Source organism: Phenylobacterium sp., assembly GCF_031984885.1.
In the GTDB taxonomy this organism is placed as follows: Bacteria; Pseudomonadota; Alphaproteobacteria; order Caulobacterales; family Caulobacteraceae; genus Phenylobacterium.
Genome location: NZ_DAMABV010000002.1, coordinates 405,080 through 430,225, shown reverse-complemented (window position 1 = coordinate 430,225; position 25,146 = coordinate 405,080). Strand labels below are relative to the sequence as shown.

Genomic DNA, 25,146 nt, shown 5'->3' with positions numbered 1-25,146 from the left:
CGTCCTAATGTTAGCGAATGTTAAAATTCGCAGACCTGAAAGACGACCTGGAGAGGCCGCTTCAGGACTTTTCGCCCAGGAGGCGTATCTGCATTTGACTGACATTCGCCCCAGGCGAACACCTCAACTGGTCGGTGTCGGCGGGACGCCCCTGGGCCACAACCCCTGGAGAGGTGCGCAAATTCAGTAATCGCGGACGGGTGTTTTCCGACGCGCAAATTTCGGCCAGCGAAAGTCGGGCGGCGACACCGATCTATGCAGGACTCGCCCTGCGCCCCAGCCGGCCAGCACCGTCGCCAGCGCCAATTGCAGGGTCACGAAGACCTCGACCGCCGCCGAAACCGGCGCCGCCAGCAGCATGAACGGCGTGAACGGCGGCAGATAGACCAGCCACGCGAACTTCGCCCCGCCATGCGTCGCGGTCATCGCCACGAAGAACGCCACCAGCAGCACCGCGAACATGGGACGGGCCAGGTTCTGGGCGTCGGCGCTGTCGCGCGCCATGGCCCCGACCATCACCGTCAGGAAGCCGAAGAAGCCGAACGCCAGCAGGTAGATCACCCCGGCCCGCAGCAGCATGAGCGGGTCGGCGAAGACCTGCAGAAGCCCGGCCATCGGCCCGCTCGTCGCCGGCGCCAGGAACGCCATGGCCACGGGCGCGGCCAGCCAGGTCGCGACCACCAGCACCGAGACGGCGCCCACGCCCAGCACCTTGCCCAGGACGATGTCCAGCGGCCGCGCCGCCGACAGCAGGATCTCCAGCGCGCGGTTGGCGCGCTCGCGCACCGACGCCTGCAACAGCATGCCCAGCGAGCCGACCAGCGTCACCCAAAGCAGCAACAGCAGCAGGAAACGCGAGGCGCCGGCCGCCGCCTCACCCGCCGCCGCCGGCGTCTTCACCGGCGCCGGGCGCACCAGGCTTCCCTCGCTGCGCACCAGGTCGAGGACCTGGGCCCGGCCGGCCGGCGAAAGCGGGAAGTCGGCGCTGAACCGCGCCTGGAAGCCTCCGTCGGCCTCGCCGGTCAGCACCATCGCCGGCTGGGGCGGCGGCGGGGCGCGGACCAGCAGCATGCCCCCGCCGGTCAGCAGCGGCCCGATCGCCAGGGCCAGCCAGAAGCTGCCGGTGGTGGCGTAGGCGCGAAATTCCCGCGCGGCGATCAGCCAGATCGGCGAGGTCATGCCACCCGCCGCTCCGGCGCCGCCTCGGCGGCCAGCCCCCAGAACGCGCCCTCCAGGTCGGCCTTGATCGGCTCGAAGGCGAAGATCGGCACCGAATGGTCGGCCAGGGCGCGCATGAGCGCCGGATGGGTGACCTCGCGGGGCAGGGTCACGCGCCAGCGCGCCGCCTCGCCCATCCGCGCGGCCATCGGCGCCAGGGTTCCGCCGACCGACGCCGCCGCGGTCGCCAGGCCCAGATCGTCCGGCGTGACCACCACCGCGCCGTGCGGCGAGGACGCCGCGGCCTCGTCGACGCGCCCCTCGAACACCGTCCGGCCCCCGGCCAGGATCACGACATGATCGCAGAGGCTTTCGGCCGCCGCCATCGAGTGGGTGGAGAACAGGATCGCCCCGCCGCCGGCGCGGAACTCCGAGAACAGCGAATGCACCTCGCCCTGCGCGATCGGATCGAGGCCCGAGAACGGCTCGTCCAGGATCAGCAGGTCCGGCCCGTGCGCCAGGGCGCACAGCAGTTGCACCCGCTGGGCGTTGCCCTTCGACAGCTCGCCGACCCGGGCGCGCCGGCGCTCGGCCAGCCCGATCCGCTCCAGCAGCCGGTCGGCGGCGCGGAAGGCGTCGGCCCTGGCCATGCCCTTCAGCCGCGCATGGAAGGCGATGACGTCGCGCGCCCGCTCGCGGGGGAACAGGCCCCGCTCCTCCGGCAGGAAGCCCAGTCGGCGGCGCGCCTGGTGATCGGCCGCGCGGCCGAACAGCTCGATACGTCCCGCATCGGGCGTCAGCAGGCCGAGGATGCAGCGAAGCGTCGTGCTCTTGCCCGCGCCGTTGACCCCGATGAAGCCGGTGACGCCGCCCCGCTCCAGCCGCATCGAGACGTCGATCACTCCGCCCCCGCCCGCGAAGCGTTTGGCGAGCGAGTCAACGCGCAGGGCGGTGGCCGCAGTTTGCATGCGGCAAGGCTCTCATCGCCGCGTTTAATCTTTTGCTAACGACGTTGATTACGGCCATGCTCGACTGCGACCGCAGCGTTCCCGGAGGCGTGAATTGTCCCGCTTCAAGCGACTGGCGCCCTATTTCATCGTCGGCCCGATCAGCGGACCGCTGCTGGCCGGGGTCGTGATCAATTTCCGCGGGGGGCGCCCCGTCCTGGGCTCGCTATATGCGATCGCCCTGGCCCTCTACACCCTGCTGCTGCCCGCCTTCACCGCCAGGCTGGGCCTGGGTCTGGCCTAGGCTCCGGCCGCCTCCGAGCGTCATCCCGGCTTGCGAAGCAGGACCGGGACCCATTCGCGCCGAGATGCAGAACGCGCGCCGACGGATCAGGTGTTCATGGGTCCCGGTCTTCGGCTGCGCCGAAACCGGGATGACACCTCAACAATCGCCCACATCCCTTCTCCCTCACGGAAAGGGCGGCTTCAGGCCGGATAGCAGGCGCTGGCCGAGAGCGGGATCGTCGTCGAGGTCAGGCCGGTCGAGAACACGTAGTTCGTCGTTCCCACGACCCGGCTGCCGCAGGGCGCATTGGTGGCGGCGAAGTTTGGCGCGCCCGGCCCCATGTACCTGCTCCTGGCGTAGGTGTCGGTGGTCGCGGCGTTGGTGCAGATCAAGGTCTTCACCGCCCGGCAACGCGCGGCGTCCTCGGCGGCGTAGTTCAGGGTCGCGACCGTATAGATCATCAGGCTCAGATTGATCGCGCCCAGGGTCAGCAGCACCATCGGGATCAGGATCAGCACGAACTCGACGGCGGCGGCGCCCCGCTCCTCGCGCAACAGGCTGGTCGGCGACGGGATCTTCATCTCAGTTGAGCCGCATCCAGGCGGTGTGGGTGATCGGCGTGGTCAGCAGGTTGGCCATCGAGACCTGGTCGAAGACCGGCTGATAGGGAAAGGAGACGGTGACCTGCACATAGTCGCCCGGCGCGGTGGTGCTGCCGGTGATCCGGGTCGCGCAGGTGAACGGGGTGGGCCTGGTCGGGGCGCTGCCGATCGTGCCGGCCACGCCGACCACCTGCAGCGCGCCCGCGCCGTCGACGCAGTAGTAGCCCTCGGTCGGGCTGCCGGCCACGACCGTGATCTGCGAGCCCAGCGAGGTCGATTGCGCCGCGGTCTGGATGGTGGCGGCCAGGCCGGTGCAGTTCGTCACCGCCGGCAGCTTCGCCGGGGCGTCGCAGGCGCGCCAGACCGCGTGGGTCGCCGCCTGGGCCGCCATCTGCACCTGCATCTTCTGGAAGACGTAGATCCCCAGGTCCACGGCGTTGAGCAGCGGCAGGGTCAGCAGGGCCAGCCACAGCACGAACTCCGCCGCCGCCGCGCCGCGCGTCTCGCGCCAGAAGGCCGTCAGCGCGCTCATTGGATCAGCGCCGTTCTGGACGTGTAGTCGGACGCCGTCGGCGGCTTCAGCCCGGCCTGCGGGCACTCGCTCTGGTCCAGGAACTTGGTGGTGCCATTGGACTCGAACGTGTTGACCACCAGGGCGAAGCAACTGCGGCCGCCGACGCTGGCCTTGTTGACGATGCCGCTGACCGTCACGTCGGCCTTGGGCAGATAGACCAGGCCGGTGATGTTCCAGGTCGGACTATTGCCCGCCGCCGACCAGTTGACGCCGGAGGTGAGGGCCGGATTCTGGTAGATCGCCACGCCTGACCAGTCTCCGGAAGTCGGCGCCGCGAAGTCCAGCGTGCCTCCTCCGGCCGGGATGTAACTGGGGCTCAGCCCCGAGATGCCGGTCGGCCCAGTGAAGACGATGGTCAGTGCTGACCCTGCCGCTGTTTTCAGAGTGTTGCTGCCGACGTTCAGGCGTCCATTTCGGATCACTATGACCGAACCGCCTGGGGGCGTGGTGATCGTGGTAGTTCCCGTCAGATTGACGTTCCCACAATACTGTTGAACGGCGGGCAGCGTGACGTTGCCCGTCAACGGGTTGCTGGCTGTTGTCTGCGGGTACCCGCTTTTGTCGTTGGCTGGCGTACAGGGATTGTTGCTGGGAATATTCGCCGCCAGCCCCGCATAGGGGTCTTCGATCTTCGGCACGCCGGTGTTGTTCGTCACGCCGCAATTGTTCTGGGCGCCGACGGCGTCGGAGATGTCGGCGTTCAGGTTGTGGCCGTTGCAGCGCGCAGTGCCGTTGGTCCCGATCCGGCATCCCGACAGGTCCACCTTCGAGCAGCCGTTGCAGCGGATGCCCTGGGTGTTGGCGTTCCCCCCGGCCAGGGCCAGCAGGCAATAGGTGGCCTTGCTCTTCGGCGAGGCGATGGCCGTGGCCATCACGCTCTGCGCGCGCCCGCTGTCCAGGTCGGCGTCGCCGTTGAAGCCGACGATGCGCGTGAGGTTCAGCGGCATCAGCCGGGTGATGGTCACCTGATAGCAGTCGCTGCCCGACGCCGGGGCCGGACAGGGCGCGCTGTTTGTCGCCGCCACCGTCGTGTTCGCCACGCCGTTGGTGAAGCCGAACTTGCTGGCCACCGACCTGGCCTCGGCGTCGTAATAGGGCGTCCTGGCGGTCACGCAGCCGGGGATCGTCGCGGCGCAGCCGTTGGTCGCCGCGGCCAGGGCGGCGGCGTCGGCGGCCGCCTGCATGGAGCGCTGCGCGAAGAACCAACTGGAGGCCTCGGTCGCCATGCCCAGCATGCCGATGATCGGAATGAGCAGCAGGGTCAGCATCGGGCTGACGCTGCCCCGGCCATCGGACGTGAACCCGAACAGCCGCCGCAGCCATCCCTGCCGCTTGCGATCCTTCGCCTTGCAGACCTCGCCCATCACAGACAGCCCACATGTTGGTTGGCGCGCCGAGCTGGCGCCGAGCAATATAGAGATACAAGTTGATCTCTATATCAATACCCGGACACCCAATACGCGAACGTGCAAGACGATCGCAAACATAGTTCCCAGCGAATTTTCTTAACAGGAATCTTAACACCCAATAGATGCAAGGGATTACGTGGACATCACTTGCCAGACCTCTCGCGCGTAGCGAGATACAACCCTGAATTACGGGTGCAATCTTCAGTCGAGGCTAAGCCGGTAGCCGAGGCCGGCCTCGGCGATCAGGAACCGCGGCGCGGCGCCGTCCGGCTCGATCTTGCGCCGCACCTGCCAGGCCAGCACCCGCACGTTCATGTAGTCGGCGTCGGCGCCGCGCCCCCAGATGCCCTCGATGATCGCCTCGTGGGACACGACCGCCCCGTCGGCCTCGATCAGCAGTTGCAGCAGCTCGGTCTCCTTGCGCGACAGCCGCACCGAGGCGCCGTCGACCGTGGCCCGCCGCACCGCCACGTCCACATGCAGCCCCTTGGCCGCCGGCTTGGCCGCCACGCTGACGGCCTGGGGGATGCGCAGCGCCACCCGGATCCGCGCCAGCAGCTCGCCCATGTCGAACGGCTTGGCCACATAGTCGCTGGCGCCGAGGTCCAAGGCGGCGATCTTCTCGCGCTCCGAGCCGCGGGCCGAGACCACCAGCATCGGCGCGCGCGAGATGGTCCGCGCACGGGCGATCACCTCCTTGCCGTCCATGTCCGGCAGGCCGAGGTCGAGCAGCACCACCCCGAACTCGTTGCGGACCATCTGCTCCAGGGCTTCGAGCCCGGACCTGGCCGTCACCACCAGGTAGCCCGCCTGGGTCAGGGTGGAGCGCAGCATCCGCTGGAGCTGCTCCTCGTCCTCCACGATCAGAATGCTCGCCGCGCTGCTCATGCCGCCCCCGTCGCCGGCAGGCTGACGGAAATCACCAGCCCGCTTTCCCCATCCGTTCGGTTACGCGCCGTGACTGTCCCGCTCAGCATCTCGACCAGGCTGCGGGTGATGTAGAGCCCCAGGCCCAATCCGGGCGCCTGCGTCGCCTGGGCGCGGAAGAACCGGTCGAAGATGCGGTCCTCGTTGCCCGGCGCGACGCCACACCCCTGGTCGGTGAAGTCGATCACCATCTGGGCGCCCTCGCGCCGGCAGCGGATGTCGACCATCGAGCCCTCGCCGCTGAACTTGATGGCGTTCTCCAGGATGTTGCCGAACACCTGGCCCAGCAGGCTGCGGTCGGCCAGCACCGCGGCCTCGCCCACCGGCGCGTGCAGGAACCGCCGCGCGCCGCCTGCCTCGCCGAAGGTCTCCCAGACGTCGTAGAGCAGCGGCTCGAGCGCCACCTCGGTCAGGTTGACGTCGATGGCCCCCGACTCCAGCCGCGCCACGCTCAGGAAGTTCTCGACGTAGCGGTTCAGGCGGTTGGCCTGCTCCTTGATGATCAGCAGCAGTTCGCGCCGCGCCTCGCGGTCATGCTGCTCGGGCAGGTTCAGGATGCTGGTCGCCGAGCCCAGGATGCCGGCCAGCGGCGAGCGGAAATGATGCGAAACGGCGTCCAGCAGGATGGTGCGCAGTTGCTCGGTGCGGGCCCGAAACTCCATCTCGGCCTTCTCGACCCCCAGCCGCGCCCGCACGATCGCCGAGGCGCCCAGGTCGATCACCGAGACCGCGACGTCGTCGCCGTCCTTACGGCCGTCGCCCGCGCCCGGCAGCCAGCGCACGGTCCCGACCACGCGGCCGTCGGACGAGAGCGTGCGCTCGCGCCATCGCCCCGCCACGGTCCGGCCGGGCGAGGCCAGGCTGGCGCCGCCGACCTCGTCCACCAGTTCGACCGCGCCGCCGCCGGTGACCTTGACCAGGCTCTCCAGCAGGATCTTGCGCACGCTGGCCTCGTCGGCGCCGGCCGAGAACTCGCGGCTGGCCGAGGTCAGGCTGTCGATGGCCCGCCGCTCGTGCTGCAGCCGGTCGGCCAGCCTGCCGACCCCCCAGCCGAAGCCGGCGAACATCAGCAGATCGAAGGCGACGATCGGCGGCGCGGCGGCGAACTGGGCCTGGGCCGCGGCCGGAAACGCCATCGAGGCCAGCACCGCCAGGACGCCCCCGGCCAGTCCCAGGCTGGCGCCCAGCGCGCCGCCCGCCACCAGAACCGCGCCGATCAGCAGGATCAGGGCCGCGCCTGGACCGAACCCGCCGCCGACGACGTGGGCCAGCGCCCAGCCGGCGGCGATGATCAGCACGCAGGCCGCCGTGCGTCCGGTGTTCTCAAGCGCGTCGGACCGGCCGCTCCGCTCGCCGCCGGCGCTGCGCATGAACTGGCCCAGCGCCGTGTCCGAGACATGGGCCGAGAGCCGCCCGCCGGCCGCCAGCAGCGCCCGCGTCGCGCTCTCGCGCCTGCGGGCGAAGTCGGCATAGAGGCCGGCCGACACCACCGCCGCGCACAGCAGGCCGAACAGCAGCCCGTCCTGCGACAGCCATCCCTGCGGCAGCAGCGGCGTCTGGGCCAGGAAGTGCAGCGCGGCCAGGGCGGCCCCGCCGGCGGCCAGGCCGTATCCCAGCCCCAGGGCGGTGGCGATCACCAGCACGCCGGCCAGCAGCGCGGCGCTGAAGCGCTCCAGGCGATATTCGCCCATCAGGGCCAGGTCGACGCCGACCGCGACGATCAGGACCAGCAGGAACGCTGCGAGGTATGCGCCCCCCTCGTGACCGACGAGCCGCGCGCCCGCAGGACGGGTTTGCTCGACATCCTGGGGCACGCGGGACATGGACACATCCTTGCGCTGTTGTGGCCGGAAGCATCACCCTTCGATTACTTCAATGATCGTAAGCACATAAATCCAGTTCCAATAAGCCCCTTGTCGAGCTTGAATGAGAACTGGACGAGCCGCGTCAGGCCGGCGGCGGGGCCGGCAGCGGCGCCCAGCGGGTCGGGCTGGCCTCCCGCCAGGGCTGGCCCAGCGGCTGCCAATGGTCTTCGAGCCAGTCGGACCAGAACACGACCATCGGTCGCCGGTCCTCCACCAGGGCCAGTATCTCGCGCCCGTCTCGCGGCGCGCTTTCCATGTCTTGCCAGATCATGTCGGAACCTCGTCTGTTGGACCGAGGCGCTTCCACTCCAGGGATCAGCATGGCGGCGTCGAGGCCGCCTGCCCATGCTATAATTCTCCAGATGGTGAATAGTTCTCGACATGGCGCGCAAACGGGCGCCGCGCCGCCGACCTGCCTGCTTGACGCGGTTGCTGCTGCGTGGCGGCGCGAAACTGCTATCGTCCACCAGGCCCCAGGATCAGGAGCGACATGATGAGCCCGCCCGCCGCCGTCCCCCCGCGCCATTACCCGACGCCCAGCGCCAAGTGCGCCGACCTCGTGGTGCACGTCGTCGGCCTGACCCTCGCCCTGGTGGGCGGCGTCGTCCTGCTGACCCTGGCCGTGCGAGCCCAGTCGCTCAGCATGGCGCTGGCGGTCGGGATCTACGCCGCCGGCCTGCTGGCCATGCTCGGCTTCTCGACCGCCTACAATTTCGCCAAGCCGCGCTTTCGCCCGACGCTGCGGCGGCTGGACCACGCCGGCATCTTCCTGATGATCGCCGGCTCCTACACGCCGTTCACCACCCAGACCCTCAGCGGAGCCTGGGCCTGGGGCATGACCGCCGCGGTCTGGGCGGTGGCCGCCTTCGGCGCGCTCGGAAAGGTCCTGCTGCCGGGCGTCGGCCGCCGGGTCTGGGTCGCGGCCTACCTGCTGCTGGGCTGGATCGTGCTGGTGGCGCTCAAGCCGCTGGTGGCCAACGCCACCAGCCTGACCGTCCTGCTGCTGGCGATCGGCGGGCTGCTCTATTCCAGCGGCGTCGCCTTCTACCTCAACAAGCAACTGCGCTACGCCCGGGCCATCTGGCACGGCCACGTCGTCGCCGGGGCCGGCGTCCACTGGGCCGCGGTGCTGCTGGGCGTGGTGCTGACCGCCAGGTAGCGCTGCAAGCGCCGAACGAGGTCAGGCCAGCCGCGGCGGCGCGCTCCTGGCCTCGACGCCCAGCCGGCGCGGGGCGAAGGAGCGTTCCTCCGGCGCGATCAGGTGCTGGATGTAGCCGCCGACCCGGATCGAGGCCTTGCGCGGGTCCGATTGCAGAGGAACCTGCGCCCGCAGCCTCAGGCCGCCGGCCCCGGGTTCGAGGTCCAGCCGGCCGCCCAGCTCGATCAGGCGCCCGCGCATGCCGCTGATCCCGACGCCGGTCTCGTCGTCGGCCGTCGGCAGGCGTCCATGCGGCGGCTTGCCCCCGTCGTCCTCGACCAGCAGCGATATCTCCCCGCCCACATAGCCGAGCACGGCCCGCACGGTCCGCGCCGTGGTGTGGCGGTGAACGTTCATCAACGCTTCCTGGAAGATCCGGAACAGCGCCGTTTCCATTGCGTTCGACGTCTGCTGCGGCTTGCCCGCCACCTCCACCGAGATCCGCAGCGAGGCCCTGCGCCCGAACCCCTCGGCGAAGACGCGCAGCCGTTCCAGCAGGTCGTGCGGCCCCTCGCGGGGCGGATGCAGCATGAACGAGAAGGCCCGGATCTCGCGATGCGCCGCGGCGATCGAGCTGCGGATGTCCTGCAAGATCGCCTGATGTCCCTCGTCGAACGCCATCCGCCGCTCGAGCGCGGCCAGCGACAGGCCGATCGCGACCAGATGCTGGGCGGTGGAGTCGTGCAGCTCGCGCCCGATCCGCCGGCGCTCGTCCAGTTCCGCCCGGTCGATGTCGTCGCGGGCCTTGGCCAGCGCCTCGGCCTGGGCGACCATCGCCGTCACGTCCGAGGCGACGCCGATCACCCGGCGGACCGAACCGTCCGACGCCCGGGAGAACACCCGCACCCGCGACTGCAGGACCAGCCAGCTTCCATCGAGCGCGCGCATGCGCGCCTGGGCCTCGGCCACCTCGAAATTGCCCAGGCCGGCCATCTCGGCGATGTGACGCTCGAAGATCGGCCGGTCGTCCGGATGCACCCGCGCCTGCACCTCGGCGAGGCCCGCTCCGGTCGGCGAAAGGCCCAGGCTCTCGGCCAGCTCGGGATGCAGGTAGCGTGTGCGCCGCTGGACGACGTCATAGACGTACAGCATCCCCGAGCTGATCGGTCCCAGGTGGTCGAACAGCGTCTCGCTATGGTTGGTCAGGTGGTGCGAGCGGCTACCCGACGCGATCGACAAGATCACCTGCTCGGCGTCGCCGACGGTCCACTCCACCGGATAGGCCCAGATGCGGCGCCCCTCGGGGCGATCGTCCGAGCGCAGGACATGGTCGATGCGCCCGACGCGGCCGCCGCGCACGCAGCGCTCGATCAGCGACTGGATCCTGGCGGCGTCGTCCGGGCAGAAGACCGCGTCGAGCCGGCCGCCGCCGGCCTCGCCGTCCGCTATGCCCGCCCATTTTCGGAACGCGGGATTGGCTGAAATGAGCGTACTGAGGGTCTTGTGATGCTCGGCCAGGGCGAGGGCGAGGCCTGCATGCCCTGAAACACGGCGGGTTTCCGCCGCGCTTGCGCCGGTCTGGACTAACGCCATCGTCCGTCTCCCGCTTCCCTGGCCGATCGGCCTCAGGAAGTCCCAAACTTCGGCGCCCGTTCCCCCGACGGAAAAAACACCCTCCAAAATACATGCCCCGGCTCAGAGGTATATGGGTGATCTTACTGATGCACGAACTAATCCATTAGGTGTATTCCCTAGCGACTCTTACCTGGGGTGTTCAATGCTAAGGATTCTTATCGCTGACGATCATGAGATCGTCAGACGAGGTATCAGGGACATTGTCGAAAGCCACCCAGGGTGGGAGGTTTGCGGTGAAGCTTCGGACGGCCAATCTGCAGTAGAGCTTGCGGTTGTTGAACAGCCGGATGTCGCCGTGATCGATGTCTCGCTGCCGCTGATGAACGGCTTGGCCGTAACGCGGCGACTACGGCAGGACTCCCCGCAGACCAACGTCCTGCTCTTCACCATGCACGACGACGACGAGACGGTCAGCGGCGGCCTGGCCGCCGGCGCCCGCGGATACCTCCTCAAGAGCGAGAGCGAACAGCATCTGGAGGCGGCCATCTCCGCCCTGGGCGCCAACCGTCCCTACTTCTCGTCGTCCGTATCCGAACTGCTGCTGGAGGCGGCGGTCAGCGAGCGCAAGCGCTCCCGGCTGGAGAGCTTCACCATGCGCGAGCTGGAGGTCGCCCAGCTCATCGCCGAGGGCAACTCCAACAAGCAGATCGCCCGCCGCCTGCTGATCAGCGTGAAGACCGTCGAGAGCCACCGCGCCGCGGCCATGCGCAAGGCAGGCGTGCGCACCGCCGCCGAATTCGTCCGCTTCGGGATCAAACACAACCTTATCCAGCCCTAAGTCCCATAAAGGCGGGGCCGGAGGTCGGGTTTGACCCGATAGCGGCGGATTGCCCGCGCTGGAACGCTTCCTCCCGACAAGGAGGCGTCCTGGCCCATGGCGTCGCACTTAGAGACCAATCCATTCGACGTCCGGCGGACCGCCGCCGACGGGGTCGTTCTGGGATTCCCGCTGCTGCTCGTCGACGCCGTGCGCCGCACGCATCCCGTCGGCATGAACCAGGTCCTGATCCTGCCCGAGGATTGCAGCGTCATCGCGCCCGGCCTGGCCGACGACGACGAACTGATCGTCCGCGCCAGCGCCTGGGTCGATCTCAGCGGCGGCCCGGTCCTGCTGTCCCTGCCCAACCTCGACGGACGCTACTGGGCGATCTCGCTGTTCGACGCCTGGGGCGACCGCATCGGCCGCGTCGACCCGCGCACCCACAAGGGCGGCGTCCAGCTCATGCTCGCGGGCCCGGCCTGGCGCGGCGAGGCGCCCAAGGGCGCGGTCGCCCGGCGCGCCCACACCGAGCTCATCTGGGCGGTCATCCGCATCGCGGCCCGCTCGCCTCAGGACCTCGAGGCCACGCGCGGCCTGCTGGCCAACATCGCCATCGGCCCGGCGGACGGCGACGGCCCCAAGCTCCGCAAGCTCCACGGGCGGGTCGACCCGCCGCTGCAGCCGGCCCTCGACGCCCTGACCTCGCTCAGCCCGCACCGGCTGTTCCATCACCTGGCGCGCCTGCTGGCGCGCTACCCCGCCGAGGACGGGCGCGAGATCGCCGCCCTGGCCGGCATCGGCATGACCCCCGGAAAGGCGTTCCACCTCCCCGAGGAAGCCGCCCTGCGCGACGCCCTGACCCTGGGGATCGCCGACGGCTTCGCCCGCGTGATCCACGCCCAGGCCCTGCCGGAGGCCACGGTCTGGCGCCGCCTCCCGGCCGGTCCCGGCCCGCCCGACGCGCCGGCCGCGACGATCCTGGCCGCCCTCGGCGCCGCCGCGGCCGAGGACATCCAGCACTGGATCTGCGACTGCGACAGCGACGGGCGCCCGCTGATCGGGTCCGAGCCCTACATCCTGCGCTTCCCGCCCGGCGAGGCCCCTCCGGTCGACGGCTTCTGGACCCTGAGCCTGGCCAGCCGCGCGCCCAGCGGGGCCCTGCGCGCGGCCCGCCACGTCCTCGATAGCCGCAACGACCTGATCGTCGACGCCGACGGCTCGCTCACCTTGCACATCGAGCATCAGCCCCAGCCGGCCGAGACGCAGGCCAACTGGCTCCCCGCGCCCCCAGGACGGCTGCGGCTGCGCCTCAAGCTCTACTGGCCGCGGGCCTCCGCGCTCGAAGGGAGTTGGCGACCGCCCGCTCCCGAACGGATCGGCGGCGTGCGCCGAACATCTTCCCCCCAACGTGAAAACCGGGAGTCCCCCTCATGAGACAAGTTCCCTGGCTCTCAGCCGTGGTCGCCGGCGCGCTGCTCGCCACGCCCGCCCTGGCCCAGCAGACGAGCGGCGCGGCGCCCAGCACGCCCGCCGCCGCCGCGGCCGACAACCCCATCGATCCCGAGGCGATCGAGGCCCTCAAGCGCATGAGCGCCTTCCTCGGCACGCAGACCGCCTTCGAACTGGTCTCCGACGGCGCCATCGACGTGGTCCTGGACGACGGACAGCGCCTGCAGTTCGGCGAGCGCTCGACCTACAAGGTGCGCCGGCCGAACGGCTTCGTGATCGAGCGGGTCGGCGATTACAAGGACCGGCGCTTCACCTATGACGGCAAGCAGCTCACCGTCTCCTCGCCGCGCACCGCGTACTACGCCCAGGTCGATGCGCCCCCCACCATCCGCGAGACCCTGGCCGTGGCCCAGGACCGCTACGGCATCGAACTGCCGCTCACCGACCTCTTCCGCTGGAGCGAGCCGGACGGCGGCCGCGTCGACGACGTCAAGGAGGCGCTCTATGTCGGCCCGGCCACGATCGGCGGCACGCCGACCGACCACTACGCCTTCCGCGAGGCCGACGTCGACTGGCAGATCTGGATCGCCACGGGCCCCTCGCCGGCGCCCCGCAAGGTGGTCATCACCGACCGCACCGATCCGAGCTCCCCGCAGTTCGTCACCACCCTGACCTGGAACTTCAAGCCGGCCTTCGACGCCCAGACCTTCGCCTTCAAGGCGCCGGCCGGCGCCCTGCCGATCCGTCTCACCGCGATGAACCAATAGGGAGATCCGCCATGTCGAAGTTCGGCAAAACCTCGCTCGCCGCCGCGGTGCTGGCTGCAGCGCTGTTCCCCGTCCTCGCCGAGGCCCGTCCCGGCGGCGGCGGCGCCGGCGGCCATCAGGTGCGCGGTTCGGCCCGGACCAGCGTCCAGGGTTCTCGCCCCGCCGCGGCCCGCGCCCCGGCCCAGCGCCCGGCCGCCGGCGCCAACCGCGCCGCAGTATCCAACCGCGCGGCCGCCGGCAACGTGAACCGCTCCGGGAACGTCAACCGCAGCGGCAACCGCGTGAACACCGGCAACATCAATGTCGGCAACAACGTCAACGTGAACGTCGACCACGACAACGGCTGGGGCTGGAACGACCGCGACTATCATCCCGTCGCCGCGGGCGTGGCCTTCGGAACCGCCGCCGCCGTGACCTCGGCGGCGCTCGGCTCGCGCTACTACTCGCTGCCGCCGGCCTGCGCGCCCTACCCCTATTCCGGCTACACCTACTACTCGTGCGGCGGCGTCTACTATGCGCCCCGGTATGAGGGCGACACCGTGGTCTATGTGGTCGTCGATCGTCCAGGCTAGGGTTCATGCGTGTCACAGTCCTGGCGTTCTGCCTGGCGCTGGCCTCCCCGGCGCTCGCGCAGGAGGTCGCCCCGGCCGCCGAAGCGCCGGCCGACAAGCCGGCCAAGCCGTTCAGCTTCGTCGCCATGCCGATCCCGGTCTCCAATCCGGCGATCGGCAACGGCCTGGCGGTCGCCGCCCTCGGCCTCTACACGCACGACCAGGCCTCGCCGCCCTGGGTCACCGCCGTCGGCGGCATGTACAGCGACACCCATAGCTGGGCCGTCGGCCTCGGCCAGCAGGCCAACCTCCGCAAGGACGCCGTGCGCCTGACGCTCGGCGGCGGCGGCGGCGACTTCCACCTCGATTTCTACGGCGTCGGCGCGGGGGCCGGCGCGCGCAACCGGGCCATCCCCATCGACCAGAAGGGGGGCGGCCTGCTGGCCGAGGCGTTGTTCCGCGTCCACCCCCACACCTATGTCGGGGTCCGCTACCGCGGCATCGCCGTCAAGACGACGCTGGACCTGTCGGAGATCCCGTTTCCCGACCTGCAATTGCCCGAGCTCGAACTCGACAGCGCCTCGTCCGCCCTCGGCCTGGTCGCCGAGTACGACAGCCGCGACAGCCAGTTCGGCCCGCGCAAGGGCTCCTACGCAACCGCCCAGTGGCTGGTCGCCGCCGAGGCGCTGGGCAGCGACTTCGACTACGGCCGCTTCGAACTGGCCGCGAACACCTATCACGCGCTCTCCGACAAGTCGGTGGTCGCCGCGCGGCTGGCGCTCTGCGACACCGGCGACGGCGCGCCGTTCTACGACCTCTGCATGTTCGGCCAGAACAACGACCTGCGCGGCTACGATCCCGGCCGCTACCGCGACCACACCCTCGCCTCGGTGCAGGTCGAGTACCGCCGCGACCTCTTCTGGCGGTTCGGCGCGGTGGCCTTCGCCGGGGTCGGCGGCGTCGCCCCGTCGTTCGACAAGCTCGGCAAGCTGCTGCCGGCCGCCGGCGTCGGCCTGCGCTTCAAGGCCTCCAAGGCCCACGCCGTCAACGCCAGCGTGGACTTCGCCTTCGGCGAGGACAGCCAGGCCTTCTACTTCTACATCGGCGAAGCGTTCTGAAGTTCTCGGGGTTAATCACACCGCACATGAGGCGCCGACCTGATCACCCCGCCCGCCCGCCGGTGCTGTGATGCGCCTGTCGGAACGCTCCTTCCCCTCCCCCCGGGGACGCTCCGTCAGTCGGGTCTCATGCCCGACCTCCTGGACAGGGCCCCGCGTTCTCTCAAGGCGCGGGGCCTACCTGATTGCCCGCCGCCCTCAGGGTTTCGCCGGATCGCCAGCCGCCCGCGCCGGGTGTTGAGATCGCACGACAGGAGGATCGGCCCGATGCCCCACATGCAGCGCAAGCTTCGCCCGCGCACGGCCCCCAGGCCCGGAATGGTCTGGATACCGGGCGGAAGTTTCCGCATGGGCTCGGACGTCCACTACGCCGAGGAGGCGCCGACCCGCCAGGTCGAGGTCGAAGGCTTCTGGATCGACGAGCGCCCGGTGACCAACCGCGACTTCGCCGCCTTCGTCGCGGCGACCGGCTGGGTGACCACCGCCGAGCAGCCGGCCGACCCCGCCGACTATCCGGGCGCCGATCCGGCCATGCTTGCCCCCTCGTCGCTGGTGTTCTTCCCGACCGCCGGCGCGGCGCCGCTGCACGACATCCGCGCCTGGTGGCGCTACACCGCCGGGGCCGACTGGCGTCATCCCTATGGGCCGGGCAGCTCGATCGAGCAGCTCCTCGACCATCCGGTGGTCCACGTCTCCTGGGCCGACGTCGAGGCCTACGCCGTCTGGGCCGGCGCCGACCTGTCCACCGAGGCCGAGTGGGAGTTCGCCGCCCGCGGCGGGCTGGAGGGCAAGGAATACGCCTGGGGCGACGCCTTCGAACCCGGCGGGCGCCCGATGGCCAAGACCTGGCAGGGCCGCTTCCCGTTCGAGAACCTGGACAGGACCGGCTGGCCGCGCACCGCGCCGGTCGGCTCCTACCCGCCGAACGGCTATGGCCTCCTCGACATGATCGGCAACACCTGGGAATGGACGTCCGACTGGTGGTCGACCGCCTCGACCGAGCCGGTGAAGGGCTGCTGCGCGGCCAGCCGCTCGCAGGCCGCCATGGTCGCCAGCTACGATCCGAACCAGCCGGAGATCCGCATCCCGCGCAAGGTGCTCAAGGGCGGCTCCCACCTCTGCGCCCCGTCCTACTGCCGCCGCTACCGGCCGGCCGCGCGCCACGCCCAGCCGGTCGACACCTCGACCAGCCACGTCGGCTTCCGGGTCGTCGTGCGGCCCTGACGGGGGGCCTTCTTCCTCCCAGGGCGATGGCGCCGTCGCCTTGCTCCCACGTCCTGCGATCGTCATCCCCGGCCGCGCAGGCGGGCCGGGGATCCACACGCGCTGACCTGGCGGCCCGGCCATGACGAACCATAGGGGGGCCGGCCTCTAGGACGGGATCAGGAACGTCACCAGGAACCGCAGGCCCCAGTCGGCCCCGCCGTCGGGCTTGTCCAGGTAGTAGCGGCCGAAGATCCCGGCCTGGATCCGCTGGTCGCCCAGCTTGTACATGTGGGTCACGCCGACGTTCAGCGGAATGGTCCACTGCTCGTGCTCCCAGTCGTAGGAGCTTTCCAGGTTCACCACGACGCCGGTGGTGCTCGGGAAAGTGTAGTTGAAGAACGGCTGCAGCATGGTCAGGTTGACCTCGTCGGCCCGCTCGTTCCCCGCGAACGACCACAGTTGGGTGGCCAGTATGCCATAGGTCATGTGCCCTTCCTGCTTCAGCACCAGCGCGCTGGGCCCCGCCGCCCACTTGTCGCTGCTGAAGCCGTCGGTTCCGGTCGGATAGTAGAACGCCGGCCCGAAACCGACCGTCACCCCCTGGGTCTTCGGCGAGAAGAAGAAGGTCTGGGTCGTGTCGCCGAACCCCAACTGGTTTCCGCCGCCTGGCGCCGTCTCGCCCTGCGAGATGAACGGCACGATCGTCCGGATAATCAGGTTCCAGTCGTCGTTGAGGTGCAGCGGCACCACGGGCTGGACGTTCAGCGTCACCCGCTCTCCGTCGGACGGGCCATAGCAACAGTCATAGTTGAACTGGAACGGCAGGCTGACCAGGTCCGAGACCGGATTGGCCAGCTTCTTGGCCAGCTCGACGTCGGACTCCTGGGCCAGGGCCAGGCTGGGGGCGGCCATGGCGAGGGCGCCCAGCAACGCGATGAACTTCATGATCGACTGCTCCTGAAAGTTCAGCGCCCTATGGAGGCGGCGCCACGACGACGTAGGTCACGCCGCTGCCCAGGTACTGGGGCTGGTACCAGACCGACCCGCACTGGAAGTAGGTGAGGTCGCCGCTGAACACCGTCACGCAGTTGGCCGGCAGGGTGTAGGCCGTGCTGCCCAGCGCCGCGGACGTCACCGCCGCCGCCGTCCCGGCTGCGACCCCGACCGCCGCGGCCGTGGCCACCGGATAGTTCCAGAACGGATCATCGTCCCATCCCCACCACGGCCCCCAGGCCGGCGGCGGAGGCGGGGGTGGCGGACGCGGGCCGGGGCCAGGGCGGGGACCAGGATCGGGCCCAGGATGCCACTGCTCTCCCCCGCCGCCCTGGCCAGGCCGGCTGATCGCGCCGCCGCCGCCCGCATGCCATTGCTCGCCGCCGCCGCCCGCGCCCGGCCGGCTGAGCCCGCCGCCGGCGAAGGCGCCGCCGCCCGGGGCATGGATGCTGCTGGCCGCGCCCATGTGGCTGAAGCCGCCGGCGGGTCCTGGGCCGCCCAGCCGCGGCCGGCTGTCCGCAGGACTTGCGACAAGCGCCAGGGCCGCTCCGGCGAGCAGGCACCGGCCGATCGGGAAGCCGCTCATGGGTTCACCTTCGCCAGCGCGATCGGCTTGGCGTCCTTGGCGGGGTTGAAGGCGAAGGTGTCGGGGGCGAAGGTCGGGCTGAGGTCCCAGCTCAGCGTCGCCGAATAGGTCGGCCTGGCGGGGTCGTCCAGGGTGGTGATGGTGATCTTCCGCGGCAGCGGCTGCGCCCCGCGCTGGATCCACAGGTCCCAGGCCAGATCGGCGCTGCGATAGCTGTAGTGGTCGGTCGGCGTGCCGCCGACGTTCTCCTGGCCGACCTTGCTGGCCGCCGTCACCGCGCCGGTGGGCGAGGCCCCCTCGCCCCAGTAGAACAGGTCGGCCAGCGGCAGCGCGACGCCGTAGGTGTCGTAGATGACGTCGACGGTCTGCCGGATCGTCGGCGGGGCCGAGACCGAGGCGTAATAGCCGACCTTCGGGGCGAACACGGTGAAGGACTTGCCGTCATAGATGAACTTGCGGGCCTTCCTCTCGCCCGTGGTCTCGATGACGAAGCCGTCCGGCCGCCGGACCTTGTAGCTGGCGCTGGCCTTCAGCTCGCGCCGCTGGCCCTCCTCGATCGCGCCCAGGGTGACGTCCGAGGTCACCTGGAAGGTCTTCAGCGACTGCAGATATGTCCCCATCCGCTCGGCCGCCTGCAGGGCGGCCGGGTCGGGCCTGGCCTGGGCCGTCGCGCCCGAGCCCAGGCACAGGGCCAGCACGGCGCCGGCCAGCGGCGGCGCCGCCGCCATGCCGTTGATTGATCGCAGCATCGGGCGTCCCTTCATCGTGACGCCTGACGGTTCCACCCGTCCCATCACGCGGCTATCGGGTTCAACCCTGACACCGCCCTCAGGTTTGGCGCATCAGGCATCGCCTGGACGTCGACGCGGCCACCGTCCGCTCCATGGCGCGCCGGTGCGAAAGGCCGCCGCAGGCGGCCTTCCCAGGCGCTTCCCCGGGCGGAACTCAGGGTTTGCCCGATGGCGTGGCCACCACGGCTGGGCTTGGGTCGGGGCATGGAAGCCTTGCTGCAGGAATTTGCGACCTATGTCGCGCTGACCACTGAACTGGTCTGCGTGCTCTGCATCGCCATCGGCGCGGCCGAGGCCATTGTCCTGGCCGCCCGCTACCTGATGACCAGGCCCGAGAACGTCGACGCCGCGCGGCGACGGGTGTGGAGGCGGTTCGCCCGCTGGATCGTCCTGGCGCTGGAGTTCGCCCTCGCCGCCGACATCGCCCGCACCGCCATCGCGCCCACCTGGGACGACATCGGCCAACTGGCCGCCATCGCCGTGATCCGCACCGCCTTGAACTATTTCCTCGAACGGGACCTGGAAGCGTTCTCCGACGACCTGCGTCCCGCACGCGAGAAGACCCAGGCATGATCACCCGCCGCCCGCAGCTCGCCAGGGCGCGTCGTCAGCCGCCCCTTAAGCGCAGCCGCGGGTTTGACCTGATTGCTGGCCTCGGCGTGCGGTTGGAAATTTCAACCTGTGAGGCGCCTGTCGCGACCTCGGATTTTCAGATCGACACAAGGGGAAGCTCCAATGCCTAGCGGCGTCCTGAAGTCTCTGGCCCTGTCGGCGAGCCTGACGCTCGCCTCCCTGGCGCTCGCCGCCTGCGAAAGCCCCGGCGGCAAGGTTTCCGTCCTCTCCGGCGACAGCGTCCAGGTCGCGCCCGGCTCCACCTGGGCCTGGGCCCCCGGCGCGCAGCCCGGCTCGGGCGATCCGCGGATCGACAACGACATCATCCAGGGCCGGATCAAGTCGGCGGTCGAAGGCGCGCTGGCCGCCAAGGGCTATCGCCTGGTCGACGCGTCCTCGGCCAACCTGCTGGTCCAGTACCACATCGGCCTGCAGAACAAGACCGAGACCCGGGTCGACACCTTCGGCGGGCCGCGCCCGGCCGTGGCCTGCGGCATCCGCGGCTGCATCGGCGGCTATGGCTGGGGCATGTACGGCGCGCCCATGGACGTCGACGTGCGCAACATCGACTATGTCGAGGGCACCGTGATGCTGGACATGATCGACCGGGCCAGCGGCAAGCTCGCCTGGCGCGCCACCTCCCAGAAGCGCCTCGACGAGAAGGACGCCGACCAGGCCGGGGTGAACGCCATCGTCACCGACATGGTCAAGTCCCTGCCCTGATCCCCTCGATCTGCGAACCGCGGAGGCGGCTGGAATATGGAAGCCCTCAAGCAAATCCTGCCGCTGCTGCTCACCCTGAGCCTGGCCGGCCTCGTGCTCACCGTCGGCCTGAAATCCGGCCCCGGCGACCTGATCTACGTACTGCGGCGCCCCGGCCTGCTGGCCAAGGCGATCCTGGCCGTCGAGATCATCCCGCCGCTGGCCGCCGCGGCCCTGATCTGGCTGCTGCCGCTGGAGCCGGTGGTGAAGGCCGGGATCATGCTGATGGCGATCGCGCCGGTGCCGCCGCTGGTGCCCGGCAAGGAACTCGGCATCGGCGCGCGCAAGGAATACGCCTACGGCGTCTACGTCGCCATGGCGCTGCTCACCATCATCGCCGTGCCGCTGGTCTTCGACCTGGCGGCGCGGCTGTTCGGTCACGGCGTCACCCTGCCCGTCCGCCTGATCGCCGCGACTGTCGGTACGGGTGTCCTGATCCCGCTCGGCCTGGGCGTCATCATCGGGCGCCTGGCCCCCGACATCGCCCACCGCGCCGCGCCGTGGGTCTACAAGCTCAGCATGCTGCTGGTGCTGCTGGCCTTCGTGCCGATCCTGGCGGCGATCTGGCCGGCGATCCAGGACCTGATCGGCAACGGCACGGTGATCGCCATGGCCGTGCTCGCCCTGGCCACCCTGGTCGGCGGCCACCTGCTGGGCGGCCCGGCCGACCTCGACCGCGCGACGCTCGCCGTCGCCAGCTCGGTGCGCCATCCCGGCATCGCCATGCTGATCGCCAACACCGCCTTCAACGACAAGCGCATCACCGCCGCCGTGCTGCTCTACATGCTGGTCAGCATGGTCGTCGGCGCGCTCTACAAGACCTGGTTCAAGCGCGCGCACCCCGCGCCCCGCGTCAGTTGAGGCCTCGCCAGAGCGCCTGACCCGGCTCTCGGGGTTTGCCCCGATATCAGGGCCCCGCGGCCAAGCGCATTGTGACGCCGATCAATCGTCAGGGAGCCAAAGCCATGACCCGCCGCGTCCTTACCGTGCTCGCCGCCGCCTGCCTGCTCGGGAGCGTGGCCCCACAGGCCGGCGCGGCCGCGCCGCCCGCCACCTGGGACGGCCTCAGCAATGTGAAGTCCAAGCGGTTCGACGCGGCCTACGTGCTGCCCGGTTCCGACTTCCGCGTCTACACCAAGGTCATGCTCGACCCCACCGAGGTCGCATTCAGGAAGAACTGGGTTCGTGACTACAACAACGACGCCATGGATCTCTCCCAGCGGATCGACAAGGACGACGCCCAGAAGATGCTCAACATGGTCAGCACGGGCTTCGAGGAGATCTTCCACAAGGCCTACACCAACGCAGGCTATCAGGTCGTCACCCAGCCCGGCCCCGACGTCCTGCGGGTGCGCACCGGCGTGGCCAACCTCTATGTCACCGCACCGGACCGTCCCACCGCCGGCCGTTCGCGGACCTTCAGCGACGAGGCGGGATCGGCCACCGTCGTGATCGAGGTGCGCGACTCCGAAACCGGCGCCCTGCTCGGCCGAGCCGTCGACTCCCGCACCGCCGGCGACACCGGGCCCTTCATGCGCAACAGCGTCACCAACCGCGCCGACTTCAGTCAGTTGTTCGAGCGGTGGGCGAAGATCAGCGTCGAGGCCATGGCCGAACTGAAGGCCATGTCCCCGATCCCCGAAAACCCGACGGCGGCGCGCTAGAGCCTACAGCGCCCAGGCGCGCCCGACGTCCGCCAGCGGGATGCAGCCGTGGTACTCGCCCGGCACCGGGTCGTAGTTCAGCGCCAGGGTCGCGCCCGGCTCGGACGTGAAGTAGCCGATGGTCACGTACTCCTTCAGCACCGAGAAGAAGTGGCGCGGCTTCCACGCCTTGCGCGCGGCGATCGCCTCCTGCTCGTAGCGGGTCAGCAGTTCGGCCTGCTGCGCGGGCTTGAGCGCCGCGAACACCACGCCGTGCGCCGCACGCGCGTCGGCGTCCATCTGGGTCAGCCCGGACTTCAGCAGTTGCGCCTGCGCCGGCTCGCAATAGGTGGCGATCGCGCGGTCCACGAACTGCGGAACCTTGGCCTCGCGGGCGCCGGGCGTGTCGGTCCTGGGGATGATCAGCTCGGCCGCGGCGTCCAGCGCGCGGGCCTGCTCGGCGTCCAGCGCGGCCGGCGTCCAGTTCAGTGGCGGCAGGGCCGCGGCGGCTGGCCCTGCGAAGCCGACCGACACCATGCCCATGGTCAGGGCCAGGCCCCGGAATGCGTCGCGTCGGTTCAGCATCACAGCTCGCCCTTCTTCTTCGCCTTGACCGCGTGATCGACGGCCCGGGCGGTCAGCGCCATGTAGGTCAGCGACGGGTTCACGCACGAGGCCGAGGTCATGGCCGCGCCGTCGGTGACATAGACGTTCGTGCACTCGTGGACCTGGTTGTGCGCGTTCAGCACCGAGGTCTTCGGATCACGGCCCATCCGCGCCGTGCCCATCTCATGGATGCCCAGGCCCGGCGCATAGCCGAGGTCGGCGGCCTGCACGTTCTTGAAGCCGGCGGCCTCCAGCATCTCGACCGCGGCGGCCTGCATGTCCTTGCGCATGGCCTTTTCGTTCTCGCGGATCGTGACGTTCGCCGACAGGGTCGGCAGGCCGTACTTGTCCTTGACCGCGTGGTTCAGCGTCACCCGGTTGTCCGCATAGGGCAGCATCTCGCCGAACGCGCCCAGCGACATGATCCACGGCCCCGGCTGGCTCAGCGCCGCCTTGCGGCCGGCGCCGAAACCCTCGCCCGCCAGGTCGCGGTCCCAGCCGGGCCGCGAGGCGCCGCCCTGGTAGCCGTAGCCGCGGATGAAGTCCTTCCGCGCCGTGGCCGCGTCGCCCAGGTTGCGGAAGCGCGGCACGTAGATCCCGTTGGGACGCCGGCCCGAATAGTACTTGTCGGCGAACTCCTCGACGTCGGCCTTGGCCCCGACCCGGAAGTGGTGGTCCATCACGTTGCGGCCCAACTGGTCGCTGCCGTTGCCGAAGCCGTTCTCGAACCGCGAACTGGTCGAGTTCATCAGGATCCAGGTCGAGTTGAGGGCCGAGGCGCAGAGGAAGATCACCTCGGCGTAGAACTCCTCTTCCTGCATGGTCTCGGAATCGAGGATCCGCACCCCGCTCGCCTTGCCGGCCTTGGCGTCATAGATCAGCGAGGTGACGATCGAGTTCGGCCGCAGGTTCAGGTTGCCGGTGCGCTCGGCCGCCACCAGCGTCGCCGAGTTCGAGCTGAAATAGCCGCCGAACGGGCAGCCGCGCATGCACATGTTGCGGTGCTGGCACTTGCTGCGCCCCAGGCTCAGTTGCTCCTCGGTCGGCTCGGTCAGGTGCGCCGTGCGCCCCATGGTGATCCGCCGCTCGGCGAACCGCCCCTCGACCCGCGACTTGAAGGCGGTCTCGACGCAGTTCATCTCCATCGGCGGCTGGAACTGGCCGTCCGGCAGGTGCGCCAGGCCCTCCTTCGCGCCGGAGACGCCGATGAAGCGCTCCACATAGTCGTACCAGGGGGCCAGGTCGTCATAGCGGATCGGCCAGTCGATCGCGACGCCGTCGCGGGCGTTGGCCTCGAAGTCCATCGGGCTGTGGCGATAGCTCTGCCGCCCCCAGGTCAGCGAGCGCCCGCCCACCTGATAGCTGCGGATCCAGTCGAACCGCGCTTCCTCGGTATAGGGGTTCTCGTCGTCGCGGACGAAGAAGTGCTTGGTGTATTCGGTGATCGTGTAGCCGGTCCGCGACTGGACGGGATAGGTCGCCTTCAGTTGCTCGGCCGGCAGCTTGCCCTGCGGGTACTGGGTGTCCCACGGGTCGGTCATCGCCGTGGGATAGTCCTCCAGGTGGCGGACCATCGGCCCGCGCTCCAGCACCAGGGTCTTCAGACCCTTTTCCGTCAGCTCCTTGGCGGCCCAGCCGCCGGTGATCCCGCTGCCGACGACGATGGCGTCATAGGTGTTTTCCTGGCGCGAACGGCCGTTCAGATTGGCCATCAGTCCCCCCTGATATCCGCCCGGCGGCGCGATCCGCCTGGCCCTGTCGCGCGCCCGCCAACGATGAATCGCCTCGTGGCCGACGACGCCTTTTCTGGCTCCCAGGTTTCATGAAATGGGTTACATTGCAAGTAGACAAGGGAACGCCAAAACGCGCGTCCACATGATTTGGGGAGGAGACTGACATTTCCATGCCGCCACGCCGCCTGACCGCCGCGCGCCTTGCGCCCTTGGCCGTCCTCGCCCTGTCGCTCGCCGCGCCCGCCCATGCCCGGGCGGTCGAGGCCGGCGCGTGGCGCCCGATCTTCGACGGCGCCAGCCTCGAGGGCTGGACGCCCAAGATCGCCGGCTATCCGGCCGGCGAGAACCACGCCCAGACCTTCGTCGTCCAGGACGGCGCCATCGCGGTCTCCTACGCCGGCTACGACGGCAGGTTCGCCGGCCGCTTCGGCCACCTGTTCTACAAGACCCCGTTCAAGGCCTATCGCCTGCGGCTGAACTACCGGGTGCTGGACCCGGCCCTGCCCGACACCCCGGCCTGGGCGCGCAGCAACAGCGGCGTGATGTTCGCCAGCCAGAGCCCGCAGAGCATGACCCTGGCCCAGCCGTTCCCGATGTCGGTGGAGTTCCAGATCCTCGGCCGCGACGGCGACGCCCCGCGCCCCACCGGCGCGGTCTGCACGCCCGGAACCAGCATCACCTTCGACGGGGTCAAGGCCAAGGAGCATTGCGTCCCGTCCAAGACCGCCCCGACCATCGAGAACGGGACCTGGACCCGCCTGGAGCTGGAGGTGCTGCCCAGCGGCGAGGTGACCCAGAAGATCAACGGCGCGGTGGTCCACCGCTACGCCGACGTCGCGCTCGACCCGACCGACAGCTTCGCCGCCGTCGCCAGGCCCTATTTCGAGGCCCACACCCGGACCGAGGGCTACATCGCCCTGCAGAGCGAGGGCCACCCGATCGAGTTCAAGGATATCGAGGTGCAGGAGCTGCGGTAGGCTCTATCCGCGTGTCATCCCGGTTTCGGCCGCGGGCCGAAGACCTGGATC

General features: G+C 69.9%; 28 protein-coding genes. 14 read left to right on the top strand and 14 right to left on the bottom strand.

The features are described from left to right. Positions 1–183 precede the first annotated feature (183 nt). Positions 184–1,179, bottom strand: coding sequence for an ABC transporter permease (locus RTL41_RS05525; RefSeq protein WP_312162158.1), 996 nt, complete (start codon positions 1,177–1,179; stop codon positions 184–186). Then, on the bottom strand, positions 1,176–2,126 hold the full coding sequence (locus tag RTL41_RS05520) for an ATP-binding cassette domain-containing protein (protein WP_312162156.1): 951 nt from the start codon (positions 2,124–2,126) through the stop codon (positions 1,176–1,178). Before RTL41_RS05520 ends, RTL41_RS05525 begins: the two co-directional genes overlap by 4 nt. Before the next feature lie 94 nt (positions 2,127–2,220). On the opposite strand from RTL41_RS05520, the gene RTL41_RS05515 reads away from it, so the two are divergent. Then, positions 2,221–2,409 (top strand): hypothetical protein, encoded by a 189-nt coding sequence (locus RTL41_RS05515; protein WP_312162154.1) that lies wholly within the window; start codon positions 2,221–2,223, stop codon positions 2,407–2,409. A gap of 182 nt (positions 2,410–2,591) precedes the next feature. Here the strand turns inward: RTL41_RS05515 and RTL41_RS05510 are convergent, their stop codons facing one another. The 6 genes from RTL41_RS05510 to RTL41_RS05485 all read right to left on the bottom strand — a co-directional run bounded on the left by RTL41_RS05510 (position 2,592) and on the right by RTL41_RS05485 (position 8,039). After that, positions 2,592–2,972: a TadE/TadG family type IV pilus assembly protein gene (locus tag RTL41_RS05510; protein WP_312162153.1), complete on the bottom strand. Its 381-nt coding sequence runs from the start codon at positions 2,970–2,972 to the stop codon at positions 2,592–2,594. A 1-nt stretch (position 2,973) separates the two neighbouring features. Further along, positions 2,974–3,525, bottom strand: coding sequence for a TadE/TadG family type IV pilus assembly protein (locus tag RTL41_RS05505; protein ID WP_312162152.1), 552 nt, complete (start codon positions 3,523–3,525; stop codon positions 2,974–2,976). Further along, complete coding sequence (locus RTL41_RS05500; RefSeq protein ID WP_312162151.1) at positions 3,522–4,931, bottom strand: pilus assembly protein TadG-related protein; 1,410 nt, start codon at positions 4,929–4,931, stop codon at positions 3,522–3,524. Before RTL41_RS05500 ends, RTL41_RS05505 begins: the two co-directional genes overlap by 4 nt. 246 nt (positions 4,932–5,177) lie before the next feature. Next, positions 5,178–5,864 (bottom strand): response regulator transcription factor, encoded by a 687-nt coding sequence (locus RTL41_RS05495; protein ID WP_312162149.1) that lies wholly within the window; start codon positions 5,862–5,864, stop codon positions 5,178–5,180. Further along, the gene (locus RTL41_RS05490) at positions 5,861–7,726 is read right to left on the bottom strand and encodes an ATP-binding protein (RefSeq protein WP_312162147.1); all 1,866 of its coding nucleotides are present in this window, start codon (positions 7,724–7,726) and stop codon (positions 5,861–5,863) included. Before RTL41_RS05490 ends, RTL41_RS05495 begins: the two co-directional genes overlap by 4 nt. Before the next feature lie 124 nt (positions 7,727–7,850). Then, positions 7,851–8,039 carry a hypothetical protein gene (locus tag RTL41_RS05485; RefSeq protein WP_312162145.1) on the bottom strand — a complete coding sequence of 63 codons (189 nt, stop codon included), beginning with the start codon at positions 8,037–8,039 and terminating at the stop codon, positions 7,851–7,853. Positions 8,040–8,261: 222 nt separating this feature from the next. Between RTL41_RS05485 and trhA the strand changes: the two genes are divergently transcribed. Beyond that, a complete protein-coding gene (gene trhA, locus RTL41_RS05480) occupies positions 8,262–8,927 on the top strand; it encodes a PAQR family membrane homeostasis protein TrhA (RefSeq protein ID WP_312162144.1) in 666 nt (221 codons plus the stop codon). A gap of 21 nt (positions 8,928–8,948) precedes the next feature. Here trhA and RTL41_RS05475 read toward each other — a convergent pair whose 3' ends face one another. Beyond that, positions 8,949–10,499, bottom strand: a complete 1,551-nt coding sequence (locus RTL41_RS05475; RefSeq protein ID WP_312162142.1) for a PAS domain-containing protein — start codon at positions 10,497–10,499, stop codon at positions 8,949–8,951. A gap of 112 nt (positions 10,500–10,611) precedes the next feature. On the opposite strand from RTL41_RS05475, the gene RTL41_RS05470 reads away from it, so the two are divergent. The 6 genes from RTL41_RS05470 (at position 10,612) to RTL41_RS05445 (ending at position 16,410) form a co-directional block, all read left to right on the top strand. Continuing rightward, a complete protein-coding gene (locus tag RTL41_RS05470; RefSeq protein ID WP_312162141.1) occupies positions 10,612–11,319 on the top strand; it encodes a response regulator transcription factor in 708 nt (235 codons plus the stop codon). A gap of 96 nt (positions 11,320–11,415) precedes the next feature. Next, positions 11,416–12,735, top strand: coding sequence for a DUF1254 domain-containing protein (locus RTL41_RS05465; protein WP_312162139.1), 1,320 nt, complete (start codon positions 11,416–11,418; stop codon positions 12,733–12,735). Then, positions 12,732–13,517 carry a DUF2092 domain-containing protein gene (locus RTL41_RS05460; RefSeq protein ID WP_312162138.1) on the top strand — a complete coding sequence of 262 codons (786 nt, stop codon included), beginning with the start codon at positions 12,732–12,734 and terminating at the stop codon, positions 13,515–13,517. The genes RTL41_RS05465 and RTL41_RS05460 overlap by 4 nt, the downstream gene beginning before the upstream one ends. Positions 13,518–13,528: 11 nt before the next feature. Then, positions 13,529–14,089, top strand: coding sequence for a hypothetical protein (locus RTL41_RS05455; protein WP_312162136.1), 561 nt, complete (start codon positions 13,529–13,531; stop codon positions 14,087–14,089). A gap of 5 nt (positions 14,090–14,094) precedes the next feature. Continuing rightward, the gene (locus tag RTL41_RS05450) at positions 14,095–15,186 is read left to right on the top strand and encodes a BamA/TamA family outer membrane protein (RefSeq protein ID WP_312162134.1); all 1,092 of its coding nucleotides are present in this window, start codon (positions 14,095–14,097) and stop codon (positions 15,184–15,186) included. 267 nt (positions 15,187–15,453) lie between these two features. Then, on the top strand, positions 15,454–16,410 hold the full coding sequence (locus RTL41_RS05445; RefSeq protein WP_312162132.1) for a formylglycine-generating enzyme family protein: 957 nt from the start codon (positions 15,454–15,456) through the stop codon (positions 16,408–16,410). Positions 16,411–16,557: 147 nt separating this feature from the next. Here the strand turns inward: RTL41_RS05445 and RTL41_RS05440 are convergent, their stop codons facing one another. From RTL41_RS05440 to RTL41_RS05430, 3 genes are read right to left on the bottom strand one after another with little or no spacing between them, the layout of a single operon-like run. Next, the gene (locus RTL41_RS05440; RefSeq protein ID WP_312162130.1) at positions 16,558–17,337 is read right to left on the bottom strand and encodes a hypothetical protein; all 780 of its coding nucleotides are present in this window, start codon (positions 17,335–17,337) and stop codon (positions 16,558–16,560) included. 28 nt (positions 17,338–17,365) lie between these two features. Next, on the bottom strand, positions 17,366–17,971 hold the full coding sequence (locus tag RTL41_RS05435; RefSeq protein WP_312162129.1) for a hypothetical protein: 606 nt from the start codon (positions 17,969–17,971) through the stop codon (positions 17,366–17,368). Further along, a complete protein-coding gene (locus tag RTL41_RS05430) occupies positions 17,968–18,720 on the bottom strand; it encodes a DUF2092 domain-containing protein (RefSeq protein WP_312162128.1) in 753 nt (250 codons plus the stop codon). The genes RTL41_RS05435 and RTL41_RS05430 overlap by 4 nt, the downstream gene beginning before the upstream one ends. 246 nt (positions 18,721–18,966) lie before the next feature. Between RTL41_RS05430 and RTL41_RS05425 the strand changes: the two genes are divergently transcribed. The 5 genes from RTL41_RS05425 to psbQ are packed head-to-tail and all read left to right on the top strand — an operon-like array spanning position 18,967 to position 21,800. Then, complete coding sequence (locus RTL41_RS05425; RefSeq protein ID WP_312162127.1) at positions 18,967–19,335, top strand: DUF1622 domain-containing protein; 369 nt, start codon at positions 18,967–18,969, stop codon at positions 19,333–19,335. Beyond that, positions 19,332–19,505 carry a hypothetical protein gene (locus RTL41_RS05420; RefSeq protein ID WP_312162126.1) on the top strand — a complete coding sequence of 58 codons (174 nt, stop codon included), beginning with the start codon at positions 19,332–19,334 and terminating at the stop codon, positions 19,503–19,505. The genes RTL41_RS05425 and RTL41_RS05420 overlap by 4 nt, the downstream gene beginning before the upstream one ends. Further along, on the top strand, positions 19,498–20,097 hold the full coding sequence (locus RTL41_RS05415; protein ID WP_312162125.1) for a DUF4136 domain-containing protein: 600 nt from the start codon (positions 19,498–19,500) through the stop codon (positions 20,095–20,097). Before RTL41_RS05420 ends, RTL41_RS05415 begins: the two co-directional genes overlap by 8 nt. Before the next feature lie 36 nt (positions 20,098–20,133). Then, on the top strand, positions 20,134–20,997 hold the full coding sequence (locus RTL41_RS05410; protein WP_312162123.1) for a hypothetical protein: 864 nt from the start codon (positions 20,134–20,136) through the stop codon (positions 20,995–20,997). Positions 20,998–21,032: 35 nt separating this feature from the next. Then, positions 21,033–21,800 (top strand): photosystem II protein PsbQ, encoded by a 768-nt coding sequence (psbQ, locus tag RTL41_RS05405; protein WP_409418309.1) that lies wholly within the window; start codon positions 21,033–21,035, stop codon positions 21,798–21,800. A gap of 3 nt (positions 21,801–21,803) precedes the next feature. Here psbQ and RTL41_RS05400 read toward each other — a convergent pair whose 3' ends face one another. Both RTL41_RS05400 and RTL41_RS05395 read right to left on the bottom strand, forming a co-directional pair. After that, on the bottom strand, positions 21,804–22,364 hold the full coding sequence (locus RTL41_RS05400; protein WP_312162119.1) for a gluconate 2-dehydrogenase subunit 3 family protein: 561 nt from the start codon (positions 22,362–22,364) through the stop codon (positions 21,804–21,806). Further along, positions 22,364–24,097 (bottom strand): GMC family oxidoreductase, encoded by a 1,734-nt coding sequence (locus RTL41_RS05395; RefSeq protein ID WP_312162116.1) that lies wholly within the window; start codon positions 24,095–24,097, stop codon positions 22,364–22,366. Before RTL41_RS05395 ends, RTL41_RS05400 begins: the two co-directional genes overlap by 1 nt. A gap of 191 nt (positions 24,098–24,288) precedes the next feature. Here RTL41_RS05395 and RTL41_RS05390 point away from each other — a divergent pair, with 191 nt between their 5' ends. After that, complete coding sequence (locus tag RTL41_RS05390) at positions 24,289–25,095, top strand: DUF1080 domain-containing protein (protein ID WP_312162114.1); 807 nt, start codon at positions 24,289–24,291, stop codon at positions 25,093–25,095. Positions 25,096–25,146: the final 51 nt, after the last annotated feature.